We start from the raw sequence: 25,503 nt of genomic DNA, 5'->3' as shown, positions 1-25,503 counted from the left end.
CACGGGGTAATCTATAAAGATGCCCAGAGTTTGAGCAAGGAAGTTCAAGCTGAGTTACACGGAGGTTAATTATGGCACTTACGGTTTATACTAACACGTATGCGACTACGGTTCAAGGGCATCTAGCGACGGCAAACACTGCGCTAACGAAATCAATAGAACGTTTGTCTTCTGGACTGCGTATCAATCATGCAGCTGATGATGCATCTGGGTTAGCAATATCAGAAAGGTTGCGTTCGCAGATTAGGGCTATGAGTAGGGCGTCACTCAATGCACAGGATGGCATATCAATGTTGCAAGTTGCAGAGGGTGGCATGGAGGTTTTGAATGAGGCACTGCAGCGGTTGCGTGAGCTAGCAGTTCAGGCGGGCAATGGCACGTATTCAGCCAACGACCGTATGTCTATACAGAAAGAGGTTGACCAGCTGAAACTGGAAATAGACCATATAGCTGCATCAACTGAATTCAACACTATAAAGCTACTAAATGGTTCATCCGCTGGCATTTGGTCGGCTAACAGCGACCAGATAACGGCGATATTTAGGGGACCTGTTGAGAGTGCCAACTATCGCGTCACTATAGATGCAGATGGCACGGGCAGGAACTCAATATGCAAATCAAATATCTTTGCGCTGAATAAAGATTTAGTTCAGGCGATAGACTCTGCTAGCCCTGCGCTTGTTGATTTTACTGCGAAGGGCGATATTAAGATGTTGAATGGGTCGCAGCTAGTATATTCTACGTTCAATTCAGTGGTGGCTCCTACTAGTAGCGGTGTGTTTGTGTCTGCAACTAGCACGGCTGCTTATGATTTTTCAATGAATACATATAAAAACTATTTTATGGCGGTAAGTAGCTTAAAGACAGCTGTGGGACCATCTAGCGATAACAATATAGATAGTGTGTTTGTCAGTAGCGGTGCGCTTACAGTTACGTTCAATAATGGTGCTACTAATATAAACATAACAGCACAGCTCACCTCTGATGCTGATTTTTCGGCTGTGCCAGCTATAACGGGTGTTGAGTTTAAGTTTGTAGATGCAGCTACTAATGTTACGTCCACTGTAACTGTTAGCTTGGATTTAGAAGTTTATAGCGTAAATTCTGCGTCAGCGACTTTTCCCCCTATTGCTTCAGAGTTCAGGTATTACTATGGGGCGAATGTAAATGTCGGCGGTAACACAATCCACTTTAAGCTCCCTATAGGTAGTCAATTTGATGGCGAACTTCTAGGCTCTCTTGGCGACATAGATGTTGGTCTGGGGGATACGATGAGCTTTGATGTGTATCCGCCGTTAGTTGTGAGCGCAGATATTGAGGCAGAGCAAAAGCTTCTTACGTCCTATCAAAAGGTTTCGTCAAGCTCTACATACAGGCTGGCTTCTGCTAGTATAACGGCAGCTTTCAGCAACTATTTTGAAAACTCGCTCGTGAGTGGCATGTATAACCATGGTATCGCTTCCAGTATGCTAGATTCCGCAAACGTTCTGAATAAGAGCGGTTATATTGAGGTAGAGTTTCTGAATACCGTATCTGGCTTTAATAAAGACACCAGTTTAGCCCCCTATACCAGCGAGGCTGATTATGATGCAGTCAGCAGAGAAACTATTGCTAATGTAAAGTTCACGTTCGTAGATGTCGCCACTGGGGAGAGGGTAACTAAGACAGTCTCATTAGATATGACCGCCTACACGGTTTCACAGGCTGATACTGTTAGTGCGGTAGGCACTAGTTTCATATATCACCAATATGTTGAGCTTGATGCTGATACTAAGTTCAATTTTTATCTGCCGATAGCTGGAGATGGGGTGCATACGGCTGACACTATTTCTGCTGGCGACAAGATGTTGTTTATGAATCAGACGGCATTTGTGGCGGCTGGTGCTAGCGACAGTGATGCTAGGGTCACCTTGCGTGTGCCTACTGACCACGACGGCAACAGTGCAACTAAGACTGTTCTAGTAGATGGTCCCACTATACGCATAGAGAATGGGCTTATAACAGGTGGCACTATTGCAGGGGCGACTATAGAGAGCGGCTATTTCTATGATGCGAGCCTATCGTGGGTTGTAAATCCGCTATATGTAGATATGCTTAAAGAGTCTGATGTGGTTAATCCGTTTGTGACTGGAATAGAGGTGTATTTGAAGGGAGAGGTTGCACCGCCCAGTGCCAAGCTGAAAGACATTGCAACATTTACTAATATTGATGGGCGTATGATACTGGAAAATACACAGACTTTGACTATTTATGGTAACCATAATCGTATGACAGAAATTTATCTGGAAGGCAACAATACAGTTGGCGATTTAGTGAATAAGCTGCAAAAGGCATTGGTGGAATTAGGGCTTGGGGCGGACACTGTCAGGGCGGAGGAGCTAGTTCGCTATGTGACTGAAGCTAACAAACAAAAGACTGGGATAAATACGGTGCCGGGCACGCTTATCGTTCAGGCTGCTAAAGCGGGACCAGCTTCAGATTTGAAGTTTATAGCTAACGATGAGTTATTGAATGCGCTGGGTATCACGGAGCTGCAGAGTAGCAGGGAGAGTTATATAGTTGTTTCTGTGTATGATGCGCATACTGATGAGCTTATCGGCACTGATAAGGTATCGGACTATGTGGTGCGGGGGATAATAAAGGGTGTTGATATAGCTGTTGACCCGAACTTTGGGTTGGAGGCTTATTACGACAGCAGTTTAGGGCAGATGACGTATAAGCCTATGGCTTCAATAAGCACGTATTTGCACATAGTTGATAAGAGCCGTTATGTTCATGTTGGCAGTGCCGAGAAGCAGATTTTTGGTATTACTATCCCGCAGTGCGATACGTTGGCACTTGGCATACAAGATGTGTATGTGACAAGTGTGGGTGAGGCGCAGAAGGCTGTTACTAAGCTAGATTATGCCATAGAGCGTATGGTCAATATGCGGGCAACACTGGGTGCGCAGGTTAATAGGCTGGAGTTCACCATGCAGAACTTGTCTACCACTAGGCAAAACCTGATAATGGCAGAATCTCGCATACGCGACCTAGATATAGCTGAGGAGTCTGCTATATTTGCCAGCAAGCAGATATTAGTGAATGCTGGTGTGGCAATGCTGGCGCAGGCTAACACGTTGCCGCAGGTAGCCCTACAGCTGATACAAGGCAGGTAATAAAATCTTTCGCCCCCTCCCCTCGTGGGGAGGGGGCTTTAACGTGGGGGGTGGGGGGATGATTAAAAAAAGTGCTAATGTTTTATAGATGTTTTGCCGATAGCTCCACACGAGACGTGCGATTGATTTTTAGGAGAGATGCTTTATGGCTTTGAATATGTACACAAATATGTACTCTGTGACGGCACAGACGAACCTAACCATTGCGAATAGTTCGCTTACGCGTTCTATTGAGCGGTTGAGTAGTGGCTTGCGCATTAACCATGCGTCAGATGATGCCTCTGGGCTTTCCATCTCTGAGAAGTTGCGTGGGCAGATAAAGGGGCTTGCCAAGGCGTCTATGAATGCGCAGGATGCCATTTCGTTTTTGCAGACTGCTGAGGGCGGGATAGAGGTTATCAGTGATATGTTGCAGCGTATGCGTGAGCTTGCGATTCAAGCTGGTAATGGGACGTATACTGCTAACGACAGACGGGAACTTCAGAAAGAGGTTGACCAGTTAAAGGCTGAGGTTGACCGTATATCGTCATCAACAGAGTTCAACACGAAGAAGCTTTTAACGGGGCAGTCTTCGGGTTTGTGGTCGTCAGATAGTGGCAATATAGATGTTGTTATGAAAGGTGCTCCTGCTGAGGGCAACTATAAGCTGACCTTTAACACTATACCAGGGACTAATGCCGTGTATAAGACGGATATTATGACTGTTAAAAGTGACACATTGATAGAGAAGGCGTTATCTAACGGGACATCTCTGCGCTCATTCGCTGCAACAGGCGATGTAGTATCGCTGGATGAAACTAGACTAGACTTCAAGACTTTTGAACCGAATCCGGGTCCTTACCCTAGTGCTGATATGCAGGCGGTGTATCAGCGGCAGCCAGTGGCAAGCAACGGCTATCAATACAGTGGTGCTGGTACTTTTACGGTGGACATGAGCGCGACAGTAACAGGCACCCCTGTATCTACTGGTTATATAGCGGTAGAGTTCTTGTCAGACCAAACCGTCGTTTTGAGCGGTTCTATCAGCAATGTGCGGGTGACATTTATTGATGCAACTACAGGTACCAGCTATGACAAAACCCAGACTCTGTATGATGCCACAGGAGCGGTTGCTACGGGCAAATTTGTTATGGATAATGGTATGACGATTACGCTGAGCATGAATAATAATAGTGCGACAACTAGTGTTGGCAAGCAGATTACTGCCGGCGATAAGGTACTGCTTACCCTTCAGGGTGATAATCCTACGGGTGCTGATGCTGCAACCGACATCAGAGTTCGAGCGACTGTCGCTACCGATGCGACCGACGTTAGCCTTATTGGTGCAGAAGCTAGTTATGGTGGTGGTACGGTTGCGGGTGTGATTGGTAGTCCAAGTGTGGTGATAAAGAATGGCAAGACCACTGGTGGTGAGATAACTACTGTTACTATCAATAATGGCAAGTTTGAGGTAGCCACTGTTAGGTGGGATAAGGACTACAATGTTGCTGGTTTTATCAGCGGCTCTGTGACGTTAGATGCTTTTAAGGCGGGCACTGTTGGTGCTGGCGGTGTCAAGTTAAAAGATATTGGGTTATTTACCAATGCCGATGGACGCATGGTATTAGATAACACTCAGTATTTGGATGTTTATGCTAACAATAAGATGGCGAGCATTACTCTGGAGGGTGAGGACACTATAAACGACCTTGTCAACAAGTTGCGTAGTGCACTCTCTGAGCTGAATGTGGCGGGCGATATGCAACTGTCAGATTTAATTCACTATGTAGAACCCGGTGAGCAGAATCCGAATGGTGGCAATTTTGCCGTGCCTGGCACAATGATAATGCAGACTGCGCTTATGGGAAATGCCAGCGAGTTGCGGTTTGTTGCCGATGAAGGTGTTTTGAATGCGCTGTCGGTGTTGCAGATACAGGAATCTAAAAATAGTGAGATGACGGTTTCTGTCAGCGATGCGCACACAGGTGAGTTTATTGGTAAAGATGTCGTGTCAGATTCTCGTCTGCGCAATGTTATTAAAGGTGTTGATGTCATTATTGCGCCTAATGTCGGCACTAATGCGCAGTTTGTGGCTGGCAAGGTAGTATTTTCGGCAGATACGAGTCAAGAGGTGTTCTTGCATATAGTGGGCAAGTCTACTAAGGTGCAGGTAGGTGCCAGTGAAGGGCAGACGTTTGATGTAAGCATAGCGCGACTGGACACTATTGGGCTAGAAATAGGTGATGCTTATGTTACCACTATGGAAGAATCGCAGAAAGCTATTACTAAGTTTGACCAGGCGTTAGAGGCTGCGAATCATGCTAGGGCGACTATAGGAGCACAGATAAACAGGCTGGAATATAGTATGAAGAATATTAGTATAAGCAGGCAGAACTTAATGGCAGCAGAGTCTCGCATACGCGACCTAGATGTGGCGGACGAGTCGGCTACATTTGCTAAGAGTCAGATACTGGTGAACGCAGCTGTGGCAATGCTAGCGCAAGCTAACCAGTTGCCGCAAACAGCACTATCGCTGATAGGAAGATAGTAAAATTTATTACTCCCCCCCCTCTCGTGGGGGGGTGGAGAGATAATTAAAAAAAAGTGCTAATGTTTTATAGATGTTTTGCCGATTAGCTCCACACGAGACGTGCGATTGATTTTTAGGAGAGATGCTTTATGGCTTTGAATATGTACACAAATATGTACTCTGTGACGGCACAGACGAACCTAACCATTGCGAATAGTTCGCTTACGCGTTCTATTGAGCGGTTGAGTAGTGGCTTGCGCATTAACCATGCGTCAGATGATGCCTCTGGGCTTTCCATCTCTGAGAAGTTGCGTGGGCAGATAAAGGGGCTTGCCAAGGCGTCTATGAATGCGCAGGATGCCATTTCGTTTTTGCAGACTGCTGAGGGCGGGATAGAGGTTATCAGTGATATGTTGCAGCGTATGCGTGAGCTTGCGATTCAAGCTGGTAATGGGACGTATACTGCTAACGACAGACGGGAACTTCAGAAAGAGGTTGACCAGTTAAAGGCTGAGGTTGACCGTATATCGTCATCAACAGAGTTCAACACGAAGAAGCTTTTAACGGGGCAGTCTTCGGGTTTGTGGTCGTCAGATAGTGGCAATATAGATGTTGTTATGAAAGGTGCTCCTGCTGAGGGCAACTATAAGCTGACCTTTAACACTATACCAGGGACTAATGCCGTGTATAAGACGGATATTATGACTGTTAAAAGTGACACATTGATAGAGAAGGCGTTATCTAACGGGACATCTCTGCGCTCATTCGCTGCAACAGGCGATGTAGTATCGCTGGATGAAACTAGACTAGACTTCACGACTTATGATGCGAATCCAGTTGCTGAACCTGTTGCTGCTAAGCAAGCAGTGTATCAGCGGCAGCCAGTGGCAGCCAACGGCTATAAATACAGTTCTGCTTCTTCATTTACTGTGAGGATGACAGCGACAGGAACAGGCGACTTACCTACTGGTTATATAGCGGTAGAGTTCTTGTCAGACCAAACCATCGTTTTGAGCGGTTCTATCAGCAATGTGCGGGTGACATTTACTGATGCATCTACAGGTACCAGCTATGACAAAACCCAGACTCTGTATGATGCCGCAGCAGGACTTGCTACGGGCAAATTTGTTATGGATAATGGTATGACGATTACGCTGAGCATGAATAACGCGGCAACTAGTGTGGGCACGATGATTACTGCTGGCGATAAGACACTGTTTACCGTTCAGGGTGTTGCTTCTGGCAGTGCTGCAGACGATATCAGAGTTCGGGCGACTGTCGCTACCAATGCGACCGACGTTAACATTCTTAATACAGTGGATAATTATGGTGGTGGTACGGTTGCGGGTGTGATTGGTAGTCCGAGTGTGGTGATAAAGAATGGCAAGACCACTGGTGGCGAGATAACTACTGTTACTATCAATAATGGCAAGTTTGAGGTAGCCACTGTTAGGTGGAATAAGGACTATAACGTTACTGGTTTTATCAGTGGCTCTGTGACATTGGATGCTTTTAAGGCGGGCACTGTTGGTGCTGGCGGTGTCAAGTTAAAAGATATTGGGTTATTTACCAATGCCGATGGGCGTATGGTATTAGATAACACTCAGTATCTGGATATTTATGCTAACAATAAGATGGCGAGCATTACTCTGGAGGGTGAGGACACTATAAACGAGCTTGTTGACAAGTTGCGTAGTGCACTCGCTGAGCTGAATGTGGCGGGCGATATGCAGCTATCAGATTTAATTCACTATGTAGAACCCGGTGAGCAGAATCCGAATGGTGGCAATTTTGCCGTGCCTGGCACAATAATAATGCAGACTGCACTTATGGGAAGAGCCAGCGAGTTGCGGTTTGTTGCCGATGAAGGTGTTTTGAATGCGTTATCTATATTGCAGATACAGGAATCTAAAGAGAGTGCAATGACAGTCTCTGTCAATGATGCGCACACCGGTGAGTTTATTGGTAAAGATACCGTGTCAGATTCTCGTCTGCGCAATGTTATTAAAGGTGTTGATGTCATTATTGCGCCTAATGTCGGCACTAATGCGCAGCTTGTGAATGGCAAGGTAGTATTTTCGGCAGATACGAGTCAAGAGGTGTTCTTGCATATAGTGCGCAACATTACTAAGGTGCAGGTAGGTGCCAGTGAAGGGCAGACGTTTGATGTAAGCGTAGCGCGACTGGACACTATTGGACTAGAAATAAGTGATGCTTATGTTACCACTATGGAAGAATCGCAGAAAGCTATTACTAAGTTTGACCAGGCGTTAGAGGCTGCGACTCATGCTAGGGCGACTATAGGAGCACAGATAAACAGGCTGGAATATACTATGAAGAATATTAGTATAAGCAGGCAGAACTTAATGGCAGCAGAGTCTCGCATACGCGACCTAGATGTGGCGGATGAGTCGGCTACATTTGCTAAGAGTCAGATATTGGTGAACGCAGCTGTGGCAATGCTAGCACAAGCTAACCAGCTACCGCAAACAGCACTATCGCTGATAGGAAGGTAGTAAAATTTATTACTCTCCCCCCCCCCCTTCGTGGTGGTGGGGGGGGGGAGTCTTTCCAGCTTGCTGGAACAGTGTTGCGGTCAAGGTTAAAGTGGACTTGTTGCTATCGCTTATTTATGTAGTTGTCATTTTTTGATAATATCTCATATAATCCTATAATGTTTTCGTTTATCTCTTATCTGCGTATATCTGGCACCCCACTAGTTACCGCCAACACATGGGGGAAAGCAATAAGCTATTGTTGTTTTTTCTGCGGACTATTGTTATTTGTAGTTGTTGCTTATGCGGATACTGATGCAGAGCGGCTATCTAGGCTGAAACTGCAGCTCCAGCAGAGCGAGCGCGATTTGAAAGCTCTTGAAACCAGTCGTTCCGATATAGCTCGCGAGCTTCAGCTACTTGAGGCTAACCAGTCTGACATCCGCCAAGCGGGAGCAATCCTTTCCCGCCAGCTAGCTGCAGGCAGGCAACAACTAGCAGAAATTTCTGCCCGCGAACGTAGTCTAGCTTCTAAACGTGCCGCATATAGTGCACATATTAAGCGTGGATTGATGTTTGTTACAGATACGTCAAGACAAATGTCAGCTATGGTTGCTCTGACGGGTGGTGGCAGAGCGGAGGGGATAACCACGCTGGAGATACTATCACGTGTGAACGGTTCCCTAGCTACTAGAGTAAAGGAGCTGGCATTAACCATTGCCGAGAGCAATGAAATTAAACATAAAATAGCACAGACTAACATTGAGCTAGATACTTATCTGGCAGATATTAAGCACCTATCTGCTGAGTTGACCAGCCAGACCAACAAGTTGGCTACTAGGCGTGCACAGCTATCTAGGGATGCTGTAGCAACAAAAGCGTATATTGATAGGCTACGGGCTAGTCAGGCTAGCATAGACTCTGCAATAAATCAAAGCCAAAAACTTGAAATCCGCAAAGATGGTGGCAATAGCAGGCTGCCTGATAGTGATTTTGCCAGACTGAAAGGCAAGTTGCCTGTGCCTATGCGCGGGGTTGTGGTAGAACGGTTTGGCGAGCGGGTAGAGGACGGCACTAGGGTGAAGATAGCGCACAAGGGGGTGCGTCTGCGTCCGTCTGTTGGAGGTGGCGAGGTGCGGGCGGTATTCAATGGCAGGGTGGCGTATGTCAACAACCTTGCGGGGGTGGGCAATATTATTATAGTGCAACACGACCCGATATATTATACTGTCTATGCCAACCTAGACGAGTTTTATGTAAATGCAGGCGATGATGTGCAGCGTGGGGAGCAACTAGGGCTAATCAGCACGGAATTTGCTCAAAACCTTGCGTATTTATATTTTGAAATTCGCCAGCGGGAACAAGCACTCAACCCAGAAAACTGGCTAGCATTATAGACAACCCGTTAGAGTTTAGCCACCCCAGTAAAAAGTCGCTACCTTGACTATGCACATATTACTTGATACAATAAAAATATGACAGGTGAGCTGGCTTACCGCTGGGCGGGTGTTCTATATCCGATTTGCCGTAGCCTTACAGGTAGCGGGGTGAGACAAACCCTAGCATATATCAAAACACTGCTTCCTAATTTACAAATAAAAGAGGTCCCCACAGGCACGCAAGCCTTTGACTGGACAGTCCCGCAGGAGTGGAATATTCGGGACGCTTTCATTGAGATAGATGGCGTCAAGGTAGTGGACTTCAAGCAACATAATCTGCACATCATGGGCTACTCCGAGCCTATTGACGCTACTATGAGCTTTGCCGAACTAGATAAACACCTATACTCCCTGCCAGAATCGCCAGATGCTATCCCATACATTACATCTTACTATAAACGCCGCTGGGGTTTTTGCCTGAGCGAACGGCAACGTGCGCAACTGCGCAAACAGCCTAATAAACAATGCCGTGTATATATTGATTCTGAGCTGATAGATGGACATCTCAGCTACGGAGAATTGCTTTTGCAAGGGGAAACGAACGATGAAATATTGCTTACTGCCAATATTTGCCACCCATCTTTAGCTAATAATGAGTTGTCCGCCCCAGTCGTGGCAACGGCTATCGCTCAGTGGCTAGAAACTGCTCCACGCAGATTCAGCTACCGCATATTATACCTGCCAGAGACTATTGGTAGCATTGTGTATCTATTCCAACATTTGGAATGGCTGAAAAAACACCTAATAGCAGGCTTTGTGCTGTCGTGCATAGGGGATAACGGGGATTATTCGCACGTTGCCAGCCGCTACGGGGACACCCTAGCTGACAGGGTGGCAAAATATGCGCTGGAACATATTACATCTGATTATAAAGAGTATTCGTTCTTGCAACGCGGTAGTGATGAGCGTCAGTTTTGCTCTCCGGGTGTGGAATTGCCCGTCTGCGGGCTATGTCGCACTAAATATGGGGAATATCCAGAATATCACACATCACTAGACGACATGTCGTTTATCTCCCCAGCGGGGCTACAGGGCGGGATAAATCTAGTAAAAAATTGTATAGTGTTGTTAGAAAATAATCGTGTTTATAAGAATGTCTTTGCTTGTGAGGCGCAACTCGGCAAACGTGGACTTTATCCGACCGTCAGCACTAAGGATAGTGTGGCGCAGACGCGTGATATGATGAACCTGCTTGCCTACGCAGACGGCACGAACGATTTGATGAATATTGCTGATATTGTAAGAGCATCTCCGTTCAGTTTGATAGATGTAGCGAATAGATTAGTAGAGGCAGGAGTTATAAGGGAGGTTGTATGAGCAGGAGTGAGATATTATCGGTGTTATCAGCTAATTTGAATATGTCGTTCACGGAGACTGATGTCATAGAGAACATTGCTGACTGGGACTCGCTCTCGTGGTTACAGCTGGTGGTGACTATTGGCGACAAGTTTTCCAAGACTCTCTCCTTTGGTGAACTGCAATCGTTCAAGACCATTAAGGACATAGTGGACTTTATCGTTAAGTAGTAGCATTGTTATTGGCAACATTATCAAATGTGTATAGATTTTTCGCTCCGTTATATTCTAACTCAATCTTATATATGGCATCTAACGCTCTGACGGGGAATGTGTGAAACTCAACGTTGTTGTATATGTTAGTTTTTAATGCGCCAAGGTTGCGGAGCGTATCTGCCAGCCAGTCTTGTCCTGCGTGGTTGTGCTGAGGGTTTAGTGCTAGGTTGCGCACATACATTGAATAGGTTTTGCGGCTTGTGTTGCCTTGTGCGTCTGTGTAGTCTGCCGTGAAGTCTTTGTGCTCCCTGTATGGAACGCCCATATTCTGCTCAATATAGTGCAGATAGGTAAATGCTCTATTGGGTGCAATTCCTAGTGCGAACGCTTTTGCGCCTGCGGAGTCTATATAGCCGAATGGAGAATCGCTACCAAACGAGCTAACGTTGTCCATTGTGGCGAGCATTTCGCTAGCCTCACCCCATACTGCAAATGAATAGATAGGGTGCTTGGTGCGCTTAAAGTCGGACATGGTCAGGGCAACTTTTCCGAGAACGCCTGTTTTGCAGGAGGTTTTGTAGTGGTCGTAGGCTATACCATTGCAGAAGTCCCAGTTATATGTGGGCACTAGTAGCGTCCCAGTATTGCCCACAGCCTTTTGTAGTGTATTTATAAATACATCAGGCTGAAAGGTATCGCCCGCTAGCATACATTCGTAGGCTAGGCGTGAAATATCTGTCATCAGGTAGAGCACGTCCCCGCGTTGCATATCCAGCCTAGAAGCGATTATGCGATAGTCTATGTAGCCCATTCTACTTCGTAGCTCGTGCTGTGATAATATCTAGCAAGCCCTTTACGTGATAGGTGCTGGGCAACTCCTCTAGTCTGATTTTCAGCCCAAACTCAGTTTCTGTTGCAGCTATAATAGATACTTGGGCGATACTATCCCACCCTTCAAGCTGTTGCACGCTACTTGTCTCATCAATAATGAGACTTTCATCATCCATTACCTCTCTAAGCAGAGCGGCAAGCCTAGTTAATGCAAGATTTCTATCCATTTTTGTATCATATTACATTGCTATGAAAATGTCCACAAAACAAGCAAGGCAGTAACGGAAAGGAGGAAGGACTAGGTGGAAGTGGCTGATTGTATGGCTGTTACAGTGGGGAGGGGAGCAACTGCAAGGTGGCAGTATATTTTATCTAGCGTCAGCACGCACGCTCCCCACGATAAACCTACGCCGAAACCTTGCAATAGATACTTGCCAGTTGTGAGCTGGAAATGTTCCGCCATATCGCTGATGGCTAGGGGAATAGACGCCCCCGCTGTGTTGCCGTATTTGCTGAACGAGCTAGTTGGACATTTATCTAACGGCAAGTTAGCTTTTGAGGCTATGTTTTCTACCATATATTTATTAGCCTGATGGAATATGAAGTATATTATATCCTCCCTGCCTATCCCTGCGTAGGCAAGTATTTCATCTACTAGGGGTGGCTGAGCATCGTTTGTGAACTGATAGACCGCCACGCCGTTCATAGTAAGATTCTCCGCTGTGCGGATACTGCCGTCTGTGTCTGTAAGCTCCCGTTTGGTCTCTTCGCTTATGGGTAGTCGTTGCCCGCCAGCGGGGATATTTAGGTATTCGTAGCCGTTGCCGTCTGCCGATAGTGAAAAATAGCTATTAGTTTTGTCGGTTTTTTCGCAACGTTCTACTAATATTGCGCTGACTGCGTCCCCCATTATAGTGAGCTGTGCAGCGTCTTTGGGGTAGATTGTTTTGCTGAGAGTGTCCCCCACGCATAGCAGAACGCGTTTGCAGGTGCTAGATGCCATCATAAAGCTGAGCCATAGTCCATATACAAAGCCTGAACAGCCGAGCGTCAAGTCAAGCACAACGCAGTTTGTATTGAGTGATAGTAGTTTGTGTAGCAAGTAGGCATTGCCTGGCATCTTGTAGTCGGGCGTTTGGGTGATGAACACAACGCCATCAATGGTGGCTATGTCTATGTTCATATCGTTTATTAGCGTGGAGCTTGCTTGAAATGCTAGGTCTAGTGCGGTAGTTTGAGAGTCTGCGATGTGGCGGGTGTGGATGCCTAAAACTGATTTTAATCGGTTTATTCGTTTTATATTGTTACCGTATAGTGTGGAGTCGTCCTCAATGGTGCGACTGTTTTCGCCTACTGCGCTGGATATACCCGCTATCCGCACTTGTTCAAATGTTGACTTTACGCCCATAATTCTAGTTATCCTTTGCCCAGTTTTCTATTTGTAATCCGCGCACACGTTCAAATTCACGAATGTTATTCGTTATCAGCACTGCACTTAGATTTATTGCATGAGCTGCTATCATCATATCATAAGCACCTATGATATTTCCTGAACGTTCAAGTTCTGCTCTCACCCCACCATAGATTTTAGCTTCTGCCAAGCCATAGTCAAGCACAGAAAATGGAGATAAAAAAGCCCATAAAGCATCGCGGTTTTCATTAGGTTTAGAGCTTTTTTCTACGCCGACAAAGAGTTCTGAAACTACAATAGACGATATACAGATATTGTTTGGCGACAATGCGCATAGCCGCCTATAAACTGCTTGGGGCTTACGTTTGATAATGTAAATACAGATGTTTGTATCCAACATATACAGCATTATGGCTCCTCACGTTCCTGCACTGACGGTTGACTGCGCTCAGCCATAAAATCGTCTGTAAATTTATCAAGCGAATCAAACATATTGCGCCAAATATTCTCCGCTGGAACTAGCATAACGATTTTGTCTATATGCTTAATATAGACCTCTTTCTCGTCAAAACGAAATTCCTTTGGTAATCTTACAGCTTGACTGTTGCCACTATAAAAAACCTTAGCTTTCTTCATAACCATACCACACCCCCCCCAGTTGGCATAGCTCTTTAATTTTGCTGGACAAATTGTTAGTCTCATAGCAGATATGATATGGGGTGTTTTTATATTTTTTCAAGAGTCCAAATATGGGTGAGCTTTCAGATACGGGAGATATAAGTTCCACACGAATGCCATCTTTGAGCCAAAAGGATATTTCCACACCTCTAGCATTGTCGCAAGTGCGAGAATCCTCCGGTATATAACCAAGATGTGTGAACTCAGCCTCTGCCGCGCCAATATCCTTTACAAGATATCCTATATGGTGAATGTGCATTGCTTATACTACATTGATATATCTTGAAAATGCAATACGTTTCTGCTACGATGCCGAAGTTAAGAATGCGGAGAGATGCCGTAGGCACGAGTTTGGTGTTGTTTAATTTACTCATGTTCATACCCTAGCATCACTATATCCTTTAATTTGCCATTAGTGTTTAAGTAGCAGCCCCAGTTCTTGTTTTTACAGACTACGCCTATCCTGTGAACTTTTCTATTCAGCTTTTTGGAGATTGTTTTCTCTGTGTGCGCCGCTCTATCGGGGCGGACAGTCCACACCAATGCATATTCCTCTCCAGATGAAAGTGCATATTCGGCTATATTAGGGGCTTTCAGTTGTGCCAACTCATCTGCAATGGGTAATAGCTGTCCGTCTAGCTCTACCATAACGTCACTTGCCCTTGCTATGTTGGCAAGGTCGCGCCCCAGCCCATCTGACACATCCGTGCAAGCACCTACGCCATCTAGCCTGCCAAGCAGTTCACCCAACGCCGCCTCGTGCAAAACATTATGAATAGTGTTGTGTTCTAGATAATACCTACTTGCTCCAAGCTTCCGCGATACATAGACAATGTCGCCTGCGAGCGCATTGCTGCGTGTTAATATATGTCTGCCTCGCTTACCTATAATTGTTAGAGAGAATACCGCCCCGTTGGTGCTAGATGTAGTGTCCCCGCCTATTAAACTGACATTGTATTTGAGGCTTGCGCTTGTGATAGTCGCTAGTAGTGCCTTTTTATCGTAGCTTGGTGGTATTGATACACATAATAGTGCTTTGTAGCCACTAGCTTGTCCCCCCATAGCCGCTATATCGCTGATATTTGAGATGAATAGTCTATCTATCACGCTGTTAATAGGCTCTGATGGGTGGAAGTGAATACCTTCTGTCATCATATCTGTGGCAATTAAAGTTTTACTGTCAAGGAGTGCGGCATCATCGCCTATACCGTATGCTTTGTTAGAAATATTAGTGGAGGATACTGCTTTCAGCTCTTCTATAAATTGAAACTCTTTCATAGCAGACTATGCTTGCAATTCTGATAGCTCTGGTAATGGTCTATATTTATCAACAGATGCGCGAATTTTGGCGGCGATACCTTGCGGATTTTCAGCTTTACATAGGGCTGATGCCACTGCAACGCCAGCATTGGCACTAAACATCATTCTGCCAACATTATTCTCTGTAATACCGCCAATTGCCACAGAAGGCACAGGCAAAATTTCCGCCAGCTTATGCATCCCGTCAACGCCTATCACTGGGCGAGCATCTGTTTTAGTGATTGTCAGGAACACGGGACCAATCCCCGCATAGTGTACACCAGCACTTTTAATAATAACAGTATCGGCGAAATCATTGCAAGAACAGCCTATGATTAGTTCGGGGAACATAAGCCTGACTTTATCAGGCGGCATATCGGTTGGTCCTAGATGAACGCCGTGCGCACCAACCGCCCGTGCTAAATCGGGGTCATCGTTCACTATAAAGAGCACGTCCTTATCGGCAATTATGCGTTTGAGCTTGTTCGCAGTTGCTAAACGCTCGTTTGCAGTTGCTCCTTTGTCGCGTAACTGGATAGCCGTAACGCCCCCGTCCACCGCTTGACCTATAAAGTCTTCAAGCGGCAGTTTCAGCATAGACGTCTCAAGCACCAGATATAGTCTTAAATATTCCTTTAAGGGCTTCATTTTTGAGTAATCAGCTCGTAGCTCCTCGTGCCAAAGCTAATTGTTTCGGCGTGTATGAGCTGAACTTCACCTGTCATACCATCATGTCGCTCTGCCAGCGGGTCTTTCCCGCCTGACACCTTCTTCATTAGGTCATAGCTGGCTTGGTCTAGTGCCACTGGGTCGGTGCTAGCCACAAAGCCTATGTCGGGGCAGACTGGCGCATCATTGCCGGGCATACAATCGCACGAAGGAACTATTGACTCCAACACGTTTACGCATATAACTGGTTTGTTAAAGCTATTTATAACAGCCGCTGCATATTCGGTCATAGACTTTTGCAGGTCTTCCTTAGAGTTATCCATTTTGGTCTGTATTGCATGCACAGGACACACGCCTACACAGCGCACACAGCCAACGCATTTATCTGTAATCGTTGCCTTTTGAGCGTTCAGTTCAATAGCCTGTTCGCGACACTGGTTCTTACACTTGCCACAACCTACGCAGACGCTGGTGTTGACAGAGGGCTTTGATACGCTGTGCATATCCAACTTGCCCGCCCGTGATGCACAGCCCATAGCAAGGTTTTTTATAGCACCGCCGTAGCCAGCGAACGCGTGTCCCTTAAAGTGGGATATTAGAACAAGGGCATCTGCACTAGCAATATCTGATGCGATAATAGCACGCTTTTTGAGTTTGCCGTTAGGCACGGGCAGTTCTACGGAGTTCTGCCCCCGCAAGCCGTCAGCAATAACGACTGGCACTTGTAGCGTGGAGTAGTTAAAGCCGTTCAGGGAGGCGTTGTGCAAGTGGTTAACAGTGTTAGAACGCATACCAATATATAGTGTGTTAGTGTCAACTAGATACGGATTGCCGCCGTATTGTTTAACAGTGTCAATAACTGGTCTTAGATATATTGGGCGCAGGAAAGCGGCATTGCCAAGCTCGCCGAAGTGCACTTTAATAGCTACTAAGTCGCCCTTTTCATAGGTATTTTTCGCCCCGCAACTCTCCATCAGCCTTTTAATCTTATTCAGCGGGGACTGCGTAGGGTCGTTCTCAAGTGATGAATAATAAACCTTTGCCTTATCTGCCATTTCAATGCCTCCTAAAACTATATACCATAATGCTTCCCGATACTATATCATACTTAGCAATTTATTGGTAGAGAATTTTATATTCTAGTTATTTAAACCTTTCGCCATCTCAAATGAAAAGGCGAAATAAGGCGAAATATTGTGTAAATATTCGGAATATTATAATAAAATGCAAGGTTGTCAATAATTATAATATCTGCTAGCATAAAGCTGTTTTCTGTGGAGGTGTTATTATGGCTGTATCAGTGGTTATTGGTGCCCAGTGGGGCGATGAAGGGAAAGGGAAGATTGTTGATATGTATTCCGAACAAGCGGACTACGTTATGCGCTATCAAGGCGGGGCGAACGCGGGGCACACCGTCTGGGTGAATAAAAAGAAATATATCTTGCGGCTTATTCCGTCTGGCATTATACACCCGTCCACCACCAACCTTATAGGCAATGGTGCAGTGGTTGACCCATCTGCCCTGCTTACAGAAATTGACGAACTGCTGGCTAGCGGAGTTAAGTTTGATGGGCGATTCTTCATATCGGGGCACGCCCATGTTGTTATGCCTTATCATATTGAATTTGATAAACGCCGCGAAGCACTTAAAGACGATAAAAAAATCGGGACTACTGGCAGAGGTATTGGTCCCTGCTACATAGACAAGGCTGGTAGGACAGGTATTCGCATGGAAGACCTGCTTGACCCCATACTGCTAAAAGCTAAGCTAGCCGAACAAGCTGATGAACTGAATACTAAGGCTAAACATCTATATGGTATGCCTAATATTGACTTTGACGCTATATTAGAGAAGTTTAAGGGCTACGCCGCTCGGCTTGCGCCGTTTATCGCCGACACCACCGTTATTATAAACGAAGCGGCTGACAAGGGCAGGAAAATTATGCTTGAGGGTGCACAGGGGACGATGTTAGACGTTGACTTCGGAACATATCCGTTCGTCACATCGTCCAATGGTAGTGCAGGCGGTGCATGTTGTGGCACAGGCTTATCTCCGCGTAAGATAAGGAATATTGTAGGTGTGTCTAAGGCGTATTGCACCCGCGTGGGCAGTGGACCATTCCCTACCGAGCTGAAAGATGAGCTGGGTGAGCTGATTCGCAAGAACGGCGGGGAGTTTGGTGCTGTCACTGGCAGACCGCGTCGTTGTGGCTGGGCTGACCTAGTGGCGTTGAAATATTCTGCTATGTTAAATGGATTTAGCCACATAGCCCTGACTAAACTAGACGTGCTGAGCGGACTAGATGAAATAAAGCTATGCGTGGCATATAAAATAAAAGGGAAAGATACTAACATATTCCCGTCTCAAACAGAATTGCTTGACGAAATAGAACCTGTATATAAGAGTTTTGAGGGGTGGAAAGAGGATATTTCTAGTGCAAAAAGGCTGTCTGACTTGCCTAAAACCGCTCAAGAATATATTGCCTTTATGAGTGATTATCTAAATACCCCATATTGCCTAGTATCAATAGGCTCTGATAGGAATCAAACTATTGTCCTAGAAGACGTTTTGTAAATAGTAAGTCGTGGGGTGTCAGTCTAATGCATGTTGTGGTAATCGCAGGCAAGTATCAGTTGCCCGCACTTGCTGTGGAGCGGCTAAAGGCGGCGGGTGTCAGAGTATCGGCTATCGTCTTTGAAGACGAGGTGGCGCAAGCTATGCGTGGGCGGGCTGACGATGTGGAACAATTCCAGATAACACAGGTAGGGGCAGTCTTAAAGCATATCAAAATGTTAGCTCAGAGCGGTGCTGATAGTGTGCTGTTTGCGGGCAAGTTTAGCACCATAGTGCTGGAATGGGGGCTGAAGTTTGACCTGAAAGCCTTGACGATGCTGGCTATGCTGAAAGACCGCAGGACGGACACCATAATGCTCGCTATCATAGAAGAGATTGAAAAGTTAGGTGTCAAGGTGCTGTCGCAGATGGACATCTGCAAAGACCTGCTAATAACAGAGGGGCTTATTAGCAAGACAAAACCTACCGATAAGCAGATGAACGACGTGCATTTTGGCTATAAGATAGCTCGTGGCATTGCGGGGCTGGACATCGGGCAGAGTGTAGTGGTAAATAATTTAGATGTGATAGCGGTTGAAGCTATAGAGGGAACGGATAGGTTGATTGTGCGAGCTGGGGAGCTGTTGCCAAAGGGGGGATGGACGCTCGTAAAGGTGGCAAAACCCATACAAGACGTTCGTTTTGACGTGCCGACTATCGGTATGACAACGTTGCAAAATATTAAGCAAGCGGGCGGTAAGGTAATAGCTATTGAGGCAGACAGGACGTTCATAGTGGAGCGCGAAGAGTGCGTTAAGTTCTTAAACGCTAATAAAATTGCCCTTTTAGGCTATAAGGCTGATAACTAATATGCTTGAGCTAATAGCAAAACTGAACCCTAGCCAACAGGAAGCTGTTACCTATGGAAATGGTCCTATGCTGGTTCTGGCGGGTGCGGGCACAGGCAAGACGCGTGTTATAACACACCGCATAGCGCATCTGATACAGAAACTAGACATTTCACCATATAACATACTAGCGGTTACGTTTACCAATAAAGCAGCTGACGAGATGAAACATCGGGTTGCTACGTTGTTAGGCGGCAAGGCAGCTGGAGTATGGCTGGGGACATTCCACAGCATAGGGTTGCGTATCTTGCGAGATGCTGGGGCTAGGACTGTTGCGGGGGTGAACGGCAACTTTTCAACGGTTGACCAAGACGATAGGCTTGCAATCGTAAAGGAGGCTGTTAATAGTCTGGGTATAGACCCTAAACGCTACACGCCTAAGGGCTATCTAAATATGATTTCCAACTATAAGAACACTATGGGCTATGTGGAAAACAGACGACCAGAGGATATTACGCACAGGTTTGCCGATGTATTTGCAGGATATGAAGAACTCTTGCGCGGACAACGGCTTATTGACTTTGATGATATGTTGAGTCTGTCGCTACGGCTATTCATAGAACACTCTGATATATTAGCCGAATATAGAGAGCGTTGCAAATATATACTGGTGGATGAATATCAGGATACAAATATCATCCAGTTTAGGTTTTTACGGGCACTTGCGGGTAGTAGTGGCAATATCTGCGTAGTGGGGGACGATGACCAGTCAATATACAGCTGGCGTGGGGCGGAAATAGACAATATATTGCGTTTTGATGAATATTTTGAGGGTGTCAAAGAAATCAAGCTAACCGATAACTACCGCAGTGCACAGGGGATACTGGAGCTGGCGAATCGTTTAATTCACCACAACGAGGAGCGACGGGGGAAAGACCTGCACGCTTGCCTAGATGTAAATGCTGATATTATCTGCCAAAAGGTGGGGGATGAACGCTACGAGGCGGTATTTGTAGCTGATATGGTGGAAAGACATCTGAACAAGGGTTTGCAGCGCAGTGATGTAGCAGTGCTATACCGCACGAATGCCCAATCGCGCAACTTTGAGGCTGAGTTCAGCAGACGCGGAATCCCGCACAAGGTGATAGGCGGACAGGCATTTTATCAACGCAGGGAGGTGAAGGACGTATTAAGCTATCTGCGTGTGATAGATAATCCCTATGACGAAGCAGCGTTCAGTCGTGCTATTAAGACACCATCGCGCGGGGTAGGGGACGCGCTTATTGATAAATTCAAAACGTATGCTACGGCAAACCACGTTGACCTATTAGTGGCTATAGAACATATATTTCCTGCATTGTCCACACACCAGCAGACGGGGGTTGGGCAGTTCCGTGAGATTATTGCGGCGGTTTCGGCGGAAGAGAATGTGGGGCAGATGGTAAATGCTGTTATAGAGCTGACGAGCTACAAAGACTATCTGATGCGCACCGAAGACGAGGTTGAGGCTAAAAATAGAACAGAAAATATATTTGAACTATATAATGCAGCGGTGGCGGCTAACGAAGCGGGTAGCACACTGGCGGACTTTTTGCAAACTGCCACGTTAGTCACATCAGGAGATGAGGGTGCCGAAGGTAAAATATCTTTAATGACACTGCACGGGGCAAAGGGGCTAGAGTTTGAATCAGTGTTTATCACGGGGCTAGAGGAGGGGTTGTTCCCAAAATCTAGTGATGACGATAAAGGCGACCTAGAGGAGGAACGCAGGCTCTGCTATGTGGGTGTGACTAGAGCAAAACGATACCTAACACTGAGCTTTGCAAGCTCACGTATGAGCTATGGCAAACGACAGAACTACCCGCCGTCTAGGTTTATATCAGAACTAGAACTAGCTGGCTACAAAGAGAAGCAGGACTTTGTCCGACCTGAGCGGTTTGCGACTGACTTTAAGCAAGTAGCCGATAACACCACTGATGGCTTGCGCAAAGGACAGTCCGTTCGTCACGAGGTATTTGGCGATGGTGTAGTGTTGCAAGTAGAGGGGGCGGGTGATAGCGCAAAAGTGGACGTGATGTTCAAACGCGCGGGGCTGAAGAAGCTGGTAGCTAGATTCTTGACGGCGGGCTAATGGTGGCAAGATATTTTGTAGCAGATGTAGGCGGCACGGCAATCAAATATGCTGTGATGTTATCAGAAGCGACAACATCACAGATAATCGCAAAACCTAAAATCATTCAAGTAGCGCAGCCTGTGGCTTATAGAATAGTTTCTAGCGGTAAGATTGCCACACCTAAGGGCTATAACGAGTTGATTTCTGCTCTGCTGGGGCTGATAAAGACATCAGACGTGGATGCCGTGCAGGTATCGCTACCCGGTGTATATGACAAACGCACTGACGAGTTGCTATTTGCGCCGAACCTGCCTAGTTTGACTGGCAAGCACGTAGCAAAAGCTTTATCTGTCAGTGGCAAACCCATACATATAGAAAATGATGCTAATATGGCGACACTAGGCGAATATATTCTGGACAAATCTAACCCCAAGCTGCGCTCAATGGTGTTGTTAACGCTAGGTACAGGTATTGGCGGTGGCGTGGTGCTGAACGGCGAGCTGTTGACAGGGGATATTACCTACACTGAGCTAGGGCATATTACGCTGGTTTCTGATGGGCGACTCTGTGGCTGCGGCAAGCGCGGGTGCGCGGAGAAATACTGTACCCTGCCAGCTATTACAACTGACTACAAAGACTTATCGGGCGATGACCAATGCCCGGCTAGTGGCGATGCAACCAGCATAGGCTACGTGCTGGATAGGCTACGTGCTGGCGATGGCAATGCAAAGGCGGCGTTTGAGATATTTTCCACGCACCTAGCGCATCTAATAGCAACTACTATAAATGTATTTGCACCAGAAGCTGTGCGCATCGGAGGTGGTGTAAGCGAACTAGCCGAGCACTATCTACCTAGAACGCTGAAATTACTAGACGAGCTGGTATTTCCGCCGTTTCGTGGCAGAAGTAAAGTAGCTATAGCCCGCCTGCGCAACGATGCAGCCCTGTATGGAGGGGCGGCGTGGTTGAGCGCATTTCAGCTATAAGAGCAAGCTCAATGAATGCACTTTCAGGAGCACCCCTGAATAGACTGAATTTATACCCAAGATTCCAGCTTTCAATCATAGGTTTTATTAGAAATAAGTCTTTAGCATTATGATAAATGCTAATAATTAGTGCGGGTTTCTGTGTTCTTATAGTTTCCTCTGCACCCTTTAACAACAACATTTCCGCTCCCTCAATGTCAGATTTGATTAAACCGATTTTCAGGTTATTAGCTTTCACGTATTCGTCTATCGTTGTCAACTCTATTCGCTCCTCACCAGAAAGCCTATAAACATCTTGCTTAATGAGTGCAGAACCAGTTCCAGTTTCGTCCACATATATCGTGGCAAATCCGCATTTATCTGACAACCCCTTGCGAACAGGGACAATCTTCGTGCTATGGTTTATCTCCAAAGTCTTCAACATAAGTTCGTAGCCTTCTTTCGTAGGTTCAAAAGCGTGAACATTGCCTGTGGTGTATTCAGACATTACCAGTGCTGAATCGCCAATGGATGCCCCACCGTCAATAAAATCTAACCCATTCAGTCGCTCAGGGTGGTGCAACAGCGGTATGCCCATCTTATCTAAATATGGAAACGGAAAAATATGTTTTGGAAACAGGTAATCGCCGCAAACGAATATATCATTAGTCAACTCAAACGGGGCATAGGCAAGAGTATCATAGGCTTCAATTAAGCGTTTCATCTCGTCCTCACGCCAACGTATGCTACGCGCTCCACATTCGGCAATGTTTATTAACCGTTTTAGATACAGGCGAAAGCTGTCTCTGTCATTGCTATCAAGTCCTCTGACAAAGTTTTGATAATCGTTAGGCAAGTTAAGCCCTTTCAGCCCCTCATAGAGCAACTTAGCATATCTAATATCTTCATCTATTGGAATACTAAAAGCAGACGCGACATCGTGCTGTCCGTGATAGACCAGCCGTTTGATTTCATCAAGCCGTTTATTGTTATCGTCTGCACGGCGAAAGGTCGGACTGAACCAACGCAAGAACTCTTTGCGCATGATTAGCACTCACCGAAAGTTTTATATGAGTTGGAACGAAACGAAACAACACAAGCTAAATCAGAACGATAAACCTCTGAAACCCGCAATGGTATTGCACTTGCGGGGGGGGGGGGCAGAAACGCATATAGATATTATGTTTTTGGTAATCATAGAGTGCATTATAACATACGTTTAGAGCGTGTCAAGGGGGAAAGTTATGCTGGATATTTTTAGCCTTTTACGTCCACTAGTTTTACTACTTGACGAATATTTAATATATTGATATACTTTCTGGATATGGAAAGGGGGGCGTATGGAATCTTTATCAGTTCAAGAGTTTAGCACCTCTGACAAGAGGGTGCAGAAAACGTTGAGACGCGATGGCAGGGTCGTGCTGACAAGCGAGGGCAAGCCCTCAGTGGGTGTAGTGAATTCCATCGGCTATGCGGAGGCTATGAGCTTAATATCTAGCGTACGTAGACAAGCGGCTGAAGCTGGACTTGATAAATTGACTATGGACGACATAGATGCCGAAATACAGGCTTATAGGTTAGAGAAAAAGGCTACTTTGGCGAGGTAGTCTCTTTGCTGGTAGTTTTAGACACGAACGTAATCATATCGGCACTTCTTGTTGACGTGGGTAAGCCAGCAAGAGTGCTAGATATGGTGGTAAAGAGCTATTTTAGCGATGGGCAAATTAGACTATGTTGTAATGAAATAATCATCGCCGAATATATGGACGTTGTGAATCGTCCAAGACTTGCCTCTAAAATGGTTGCGAGTGGTGCTATAGTCACTGTTGATTTGCTAATGGATATAAGTATTTCATTTCTGCCTATCTCAAGCGACATACAAATGCCTGATGAAACAGACCGCATATTTTACGACACCGCTAAAGGTTGCGGTGCCATTCTGATAACTGGCAACTTAAAGCACTATCCTAATGAAAGCTGGATAATGAACCCGTCTGACTTTTTAGAATACCAAGCACTAATCTAGTTGTTCTAGGATATACTCAGGCAAAACGGCTGGTATTTGGGAGTGGACAAAATCGTTTATGTTTCTTGTAACAATGTATTCAGCCCCGATAGTCTTAGCGCACGCTACTTGCAAACAATCTTCCAAGTCATCAAACGTTCTGTTCGCTAGGGAATTCGCTACCGACAAACCGTCTAAATCTACAACTTTCAAGATTTTGCACAGTTCAGACAATATCTCCTTGCGCTCATTTACAGAAAAATGCTTTCTCAATATATAAAACGTATTTGTAATGCTATGTGCGGCGACGTAACCAGTTACCTTATTAGTGAGACATTTTCGGATTAGTTCAGTGGCAACCTCCGAGAAGGGCTCTCTGCTAGCAATGAAGTCTATTATTATATTTGTATCAATCAACAATACCATATTTCACATCTCTTGCTTCAACTAGTTCTTTCTTATAGTCAAAGTCTACGGGCATAGGCTTTTTAAGGCGCAGTAACTTATTGAAAGCGGCAAGTTTTTCACCCTTATCTCGTTTCTGCACAGGGGTAATAACAATTTCAACCTCCCTGTCTTGGTAAGGTTCGGGCAATGGGAATAATTTACTCACGGCATTGCCGTCAACAACTGTCCTAAATAGTTCCATATTGACCTCCGCATATATTTTAGCACACTTTTACGTTCAGGTGTAGTATTTAACAATACAATATGGAATATGTCAACATTAGCTCGTAGAACCACAAAATATTTTTACAAAAAGGATAAGGGACGGCAGGTAGATTACGATAAAGCCGAGAGCGAAGCAAAACGTAAAGGTTCGGGCATTTGGAAATAGAGACTATTTGCCCCGATACTGCCACGGGGGAGTAGGGCTACTTTGTCGCCATAAGCCTAGTTTATTTTGTCTAGCTCGCTTTTCAATAAGTTACTGCGCCTTAAAAAGCCTATGCCCGTAGACTTTGACTATAAGAAAGAACTAGTTGAAGCAAGAGATGTGAAATATGGTATTGTTGAT

The 25,503-nt window shown here is 45.7% G+C and carries 24 protein-coding genes; 12 read left to right on the top strand and 12 right to left on the bottom strand.

From position 1 onward, the window contains the following. Window positions 1–71: 71 nt before the first annotated feature. From AC1MDJ_RS01775 to AC1MDJ_RS01750, 6 genes are all read left to right on the top strand, one after another. Window positions 72–3,158 carry a flagellin N-terminal helical domain-containing protein gene (locus tag AC1MDJ_RS01775; protein ID WP_479689242.1) on the top strand — a complete coding sequence of 1,029 codons (3,087 nt, stop codon included), beginning with the start codon at window positions 72–74 and terminating at the stop codon, window positions 3,156–3,158. A 145-nt stretch (window positions 3,159–3,303) separates the two neighbouring features. Then, window positions 3,304–5,685, top strand: a complete 2,382-nt coding sequence (locus tag AC1MDJ_RS01770; protein WP_479689241.1) for a flagellin N-terminal helical domain-containing protein — start codon at window positions 3,304–3,306, stop codon at window positions 5,683–5,685. A gap of 131 nt (window positions 5,686–5,816) precedes the next feature. After that, on the top strand, window positions 5,817–8,183 hold the full coding sequence (locus tag AC1MDJ_RS01765; RefSeq protein ID WP_479689240.1) for a flagellin N-terminal helical domain-containing protein: 2,367 nt from the start codon (window positions 5,817–5,819) through the stop codon (window positions 8,181–8,183). A gap of 158 nt (window positions 8,184–8,341) precedes the next feature. Next, entirely contained in the window at window positions 8,342–9,559 is a 1,218-nt protein-coding gene (locus AC1MDJ_RS01760) for a murein hydrolase activator EnvC family protein (RefSeq protein WP_479689239.1), read from the top strand. A 78-nt stretch (window positions 9,560–9,637) separates the two neighbouring features. Continuing rightward, the gene (locus AC1MDJ_RS01755; protein WP_479689238.1) at window positions 9,638–10,918 is read left to right on the top strand and encodes a DUF4910 domain-containing protein; all 1,281 of its coding nucleotides are present in this window, start codon (window positions 9,638–9,640) and stop codon (window positions 10,916–10,918) included. Next, the gene (locus AC1MDJ_RS01750; protein ID WP_479689237.1) at window positions 10,915–11,127 is read left to right on the top strand and encodes an acyl carrier protein; all 213 of its coding nucleotides are present in this window, start codon (window positions 10,915–10,917) and stop codon (window positions 11,125–11,127) included. Before AC1MDJ_RS01755 ends, AC1MDJ_RS01750 begins: the two co-directional genes overlap by 4 nt. Here the strand turns inward: AC1MDJ_RS01750 and AC1MDJ_RS01745 are convergent. From AC1MDJ_RS01745 to AC1MDJ_RS01705, 9 genes are all read right to left on the bottom strand, one after another. Beyond that, a complete protein-coding gene (locus AC1MDJ_RS01745) occupies window positions 11,120–11,923 on the bottom strand; it encodes an AAC(3) family N-acetyltransferase (RefSeq protein ID WP_479689236.1) in 804 nt (267 codons plus the stop codon). The genes AC1MDJ_RS01750 and AC1MDJ_RS01745 overlap by 8 nt on opposite strands. A gap of 1 nt (window position 11,924) precedes the next feature. Continuing rightward, a complete protein-coding gene (locus tag AC1MDJ_RS01740; RefSeq protein ID WP_479689235.1) occupies window positions 11,925–12,170 on the bottom strand; it encodes a hypothetical protein in 246 nt (81 codons plus the stop codon). Window positions 12,171–12,241: 71 nt separating this feature from the next. Beyond that, window positions 12,242–13,351 carry a 3-oxoacyl-[acyl-carrier-protein] synthase III C-terminal domain-containing protein gene (locus tag AC1MDJ_RS01735; protein WP_479689234.1) on the bottom strand — a complete coding sequence of 370 codons (1,110 nt, stop codon included), beginning with the start codon at window positions 13,349–13,351 and terminating at the stop codon, window positions 12,242–12,244. 4 nt (window positions 13,352–13,355) lie between these two features. Further along, entirely contained in the window at window positions 13,356–13,763 is a 408-nt protein-coding gene (vapC, locus tag AC1MDJ_RS01730; protein ID WP_479689233.1) for a type II toxin-antitoxin system tRNA(fMet)-specific endonuclease VapC, read from the bottom strand. Further along, window positions 13,763–13,996, bottom strand: coding sequence for a type II toxin-antitoxin system antitoxin VapB (vapB, locus tag AC1MDJ_RS01725; protein WP_479689232.1), 234 nt, complete (start codon window positions 13,994–13,996; stop codon window positions 13,763–13,765). Before vapB ends, vapC begins: the two co-directional genes overlap by 1 nt. Then, window positions 13,977–14,291, bottom strand: a complete 315-nt coding sequence (locus tag AC1MDJ_RS01720; protein ID WP_479689231.1) for a VOC family protein — start codon at window positions 14,289–14,291, stop codon at window positions 13,977–13,979. Before AC1MDJ_RS01720 ends, vapB begins: the two co-directional genes overlap by 20 nt. Window positions 14,292–14,398: 107 nt before the next feature. Beyond that, complete coding sequence (gene thiL / locus AC1MDJ_RS01715; RefSeq protein ID WP_479689230.1) at window positions 14,399–15,310, bottom strand: thiamine-phosphate kinase; 912 nt, start codon at window positions 15,308–15,310, stop codon at window positions 14,399–14,401. Between the two features lie 6 nt (window positions 15,311–15,316). Further along, window positions 15,317–15,979, bottom strand: a complete 663-nt coding sequence (gene thiE / locus AC1MDJ_RS01710) for a thiamine phosphate synthase (protein ID WP_479689229.1) — start codon at window positions 15,977–15,979, stop codon at window positions 15,317–15,319. Beyond that, complete coding sequence (locus tag AC1MDJ_RS01705; protein WP_479689228.1) at window positions 15,976–17,055, bottom strand: DUF362 domain-containing protein; 1,080 nt, start codon at window positions 17,053–17,055, stop codon at window positions 15,976–15,978. Before AC1MDJ_RS01705 ends, thiE begins: the two co-directional genes overlap by 4 nt. A gap of 233 nt (window positions 17,056–17,288) precedes the next feature. Between AC1MDJ_RS01705 and AC1MDJ_RS01700 the strand changes: the two genes are divergently transcribed. The 4 genes from AC1MDJ_RS01700 to AC1MDJ_RS01685 are packed head-to-tail and all read left to right on the top strand — an operon-like array spanning window position 17,289 to window position 22,501. Further along, window positions 17,289–18,575, top strand: a complete 1,287-nt coding sequence (locus AC1MDJ_RS01700) for an adenylosuccinate synthase (RefSeq protein WP_479689227.1) — start codon at window positions 17,289–17,291, stop codon at window positions 18,573–18,575. Between the two features lie 26 nt (window positions 18,576–18,601). Then, on the top strand, window positions 18,602–19,423 hold the full coding sequence (locus tag AC1MDJ_RS01695; protein ID WP_479689226.1) for an LpxI family protein: 822 nt from the start codon (window positions 18,602–18,604) through the stop codon (window positions 19,421–19,423). Between the two features lies 1 nt (window position 19,424). Further along, the gene (locus AC1MDJ_RS01690) at window positions 19,425–21,533 is read left to right on the top strand and encodes an ATP-dependent helicase (RefSeq protein ID WP_479689225.1); all 2,109 of its coding nucleotides are present in this window, start codon (window positions 19,425–19,427) and stop codon (window positions 21,531–21,533) included. 2 nt (window positions 21,534–21,535) lie between these two features. Then, the gene (locus AC1MDJ_RS01685) at window positions 21,536–22,501 is read left to right on the top strand and encodes an ROK family protein (protein ID WP_479689224.1); all 966 of its coding nucleotides are present in this window, start codon (window positions 21,536–21,538) and stop codon (window positions 22,499–22,501) included. Here AC1MDJ_RS01685 and AC1MDJ_RS01680 read toward each other — a convergent pair. Next, window positions 22,431–23,525 (bottom strand): FkbM family methyltransferase, encoded by a 1,095-nt coding sequence (locus AC1MDJ_RS01680; RefSeq protein WP_479689223.1) that lies wholly within the window; start codon window positions 23,523–23,525, stop codon window positions 22,431–22,433. The two genes, AC1MDJ_RS01685 and AC1MDJ_RS01680, sit on opposite strands and share 71 nt — an antisense overlap. 295 nt (window positions 23,526–23,820) lie before the next feature. On the opposite strand from AC1MDJ_RS01680, the gene AC1MDJ_RS01675 reads away from it, so the two are divergent. Both AC1MDJ_RS01675 and AC1MDJ_RS01670 read left to right on the top strand, forming a co-directional pair. Further along, window positions 23,821–24,087: a hypothetical protein gene (locus AC1MDJ_RS01675; protein WP_479689222.1), complete on the top strand. Its 267-nt coding sequence runs from the start codon at window positions 23,821–23,823 to the stop codon at window positions 24,085–24,087. Between the two features lie 5 nt (window positions 24,088–24,092). Then, on the top strand, window positions 24,093–24,506 hold the full coding sequence (locus AC1MDJ_RS01670) for a putative toxin-antitoxin system toxin component, PIN family (RefSeq protein WP_479689221.1): 414 nt from the start codon (window positions 24,093–24,095) through the stop codon (window positions 24,504–24,506). Here AC1MDJ_RS01670 and AC1MDJ_RS01665 read toward each other — a convergent pair. Together AC1MDJ_RS01665 and AC1MDJ_RS01660 are read right to left on the bottom strand one after the other, a co-directional pair. Continuing rightward, window positions 24,498–24,911: a type II toxin-antitoxin system VapC family toxin gene (locus tag AC1MDJ_RS01665; protein WP_479689220.1), complete on the bottom strand. Its 414-nt coding sequence runs from the start codon at window positions 24,909–24,911 to the stop codon at window positions 24,498–24,500. The genes AC1MDJ_RS01670 and AC1MDJ_RS01665 overlap by 9 nt on opposite strands. Next, window positions 24,895–25,134 (bottom strand): hypothetical protein, encoded by a 240-nt coding sequence (locus tag AC1MDJ_RS01660; protein ID WP_479689219.1) that lies wholly within the window; start codon window positions 25,132–25,134, stop codon window positions 24,895–24,897. The genes AC1MDJ_RS01665 and AC1MDJ_RS01660 overlap by 17 nt, the downstream gene beginning before the upstream one ends. Window positions 25,135–25,503 lie beyond the last annotated feature (369 nt).

The sequence above is a fragment of the Candidatus Termitispirillum reticulitermitis genome, from assembly GCF_054655775.1.
Note: the sequence above shows the minus strand (reverse complement) of the source record. Positions and strands in the feature narration are given on the sequence as shown.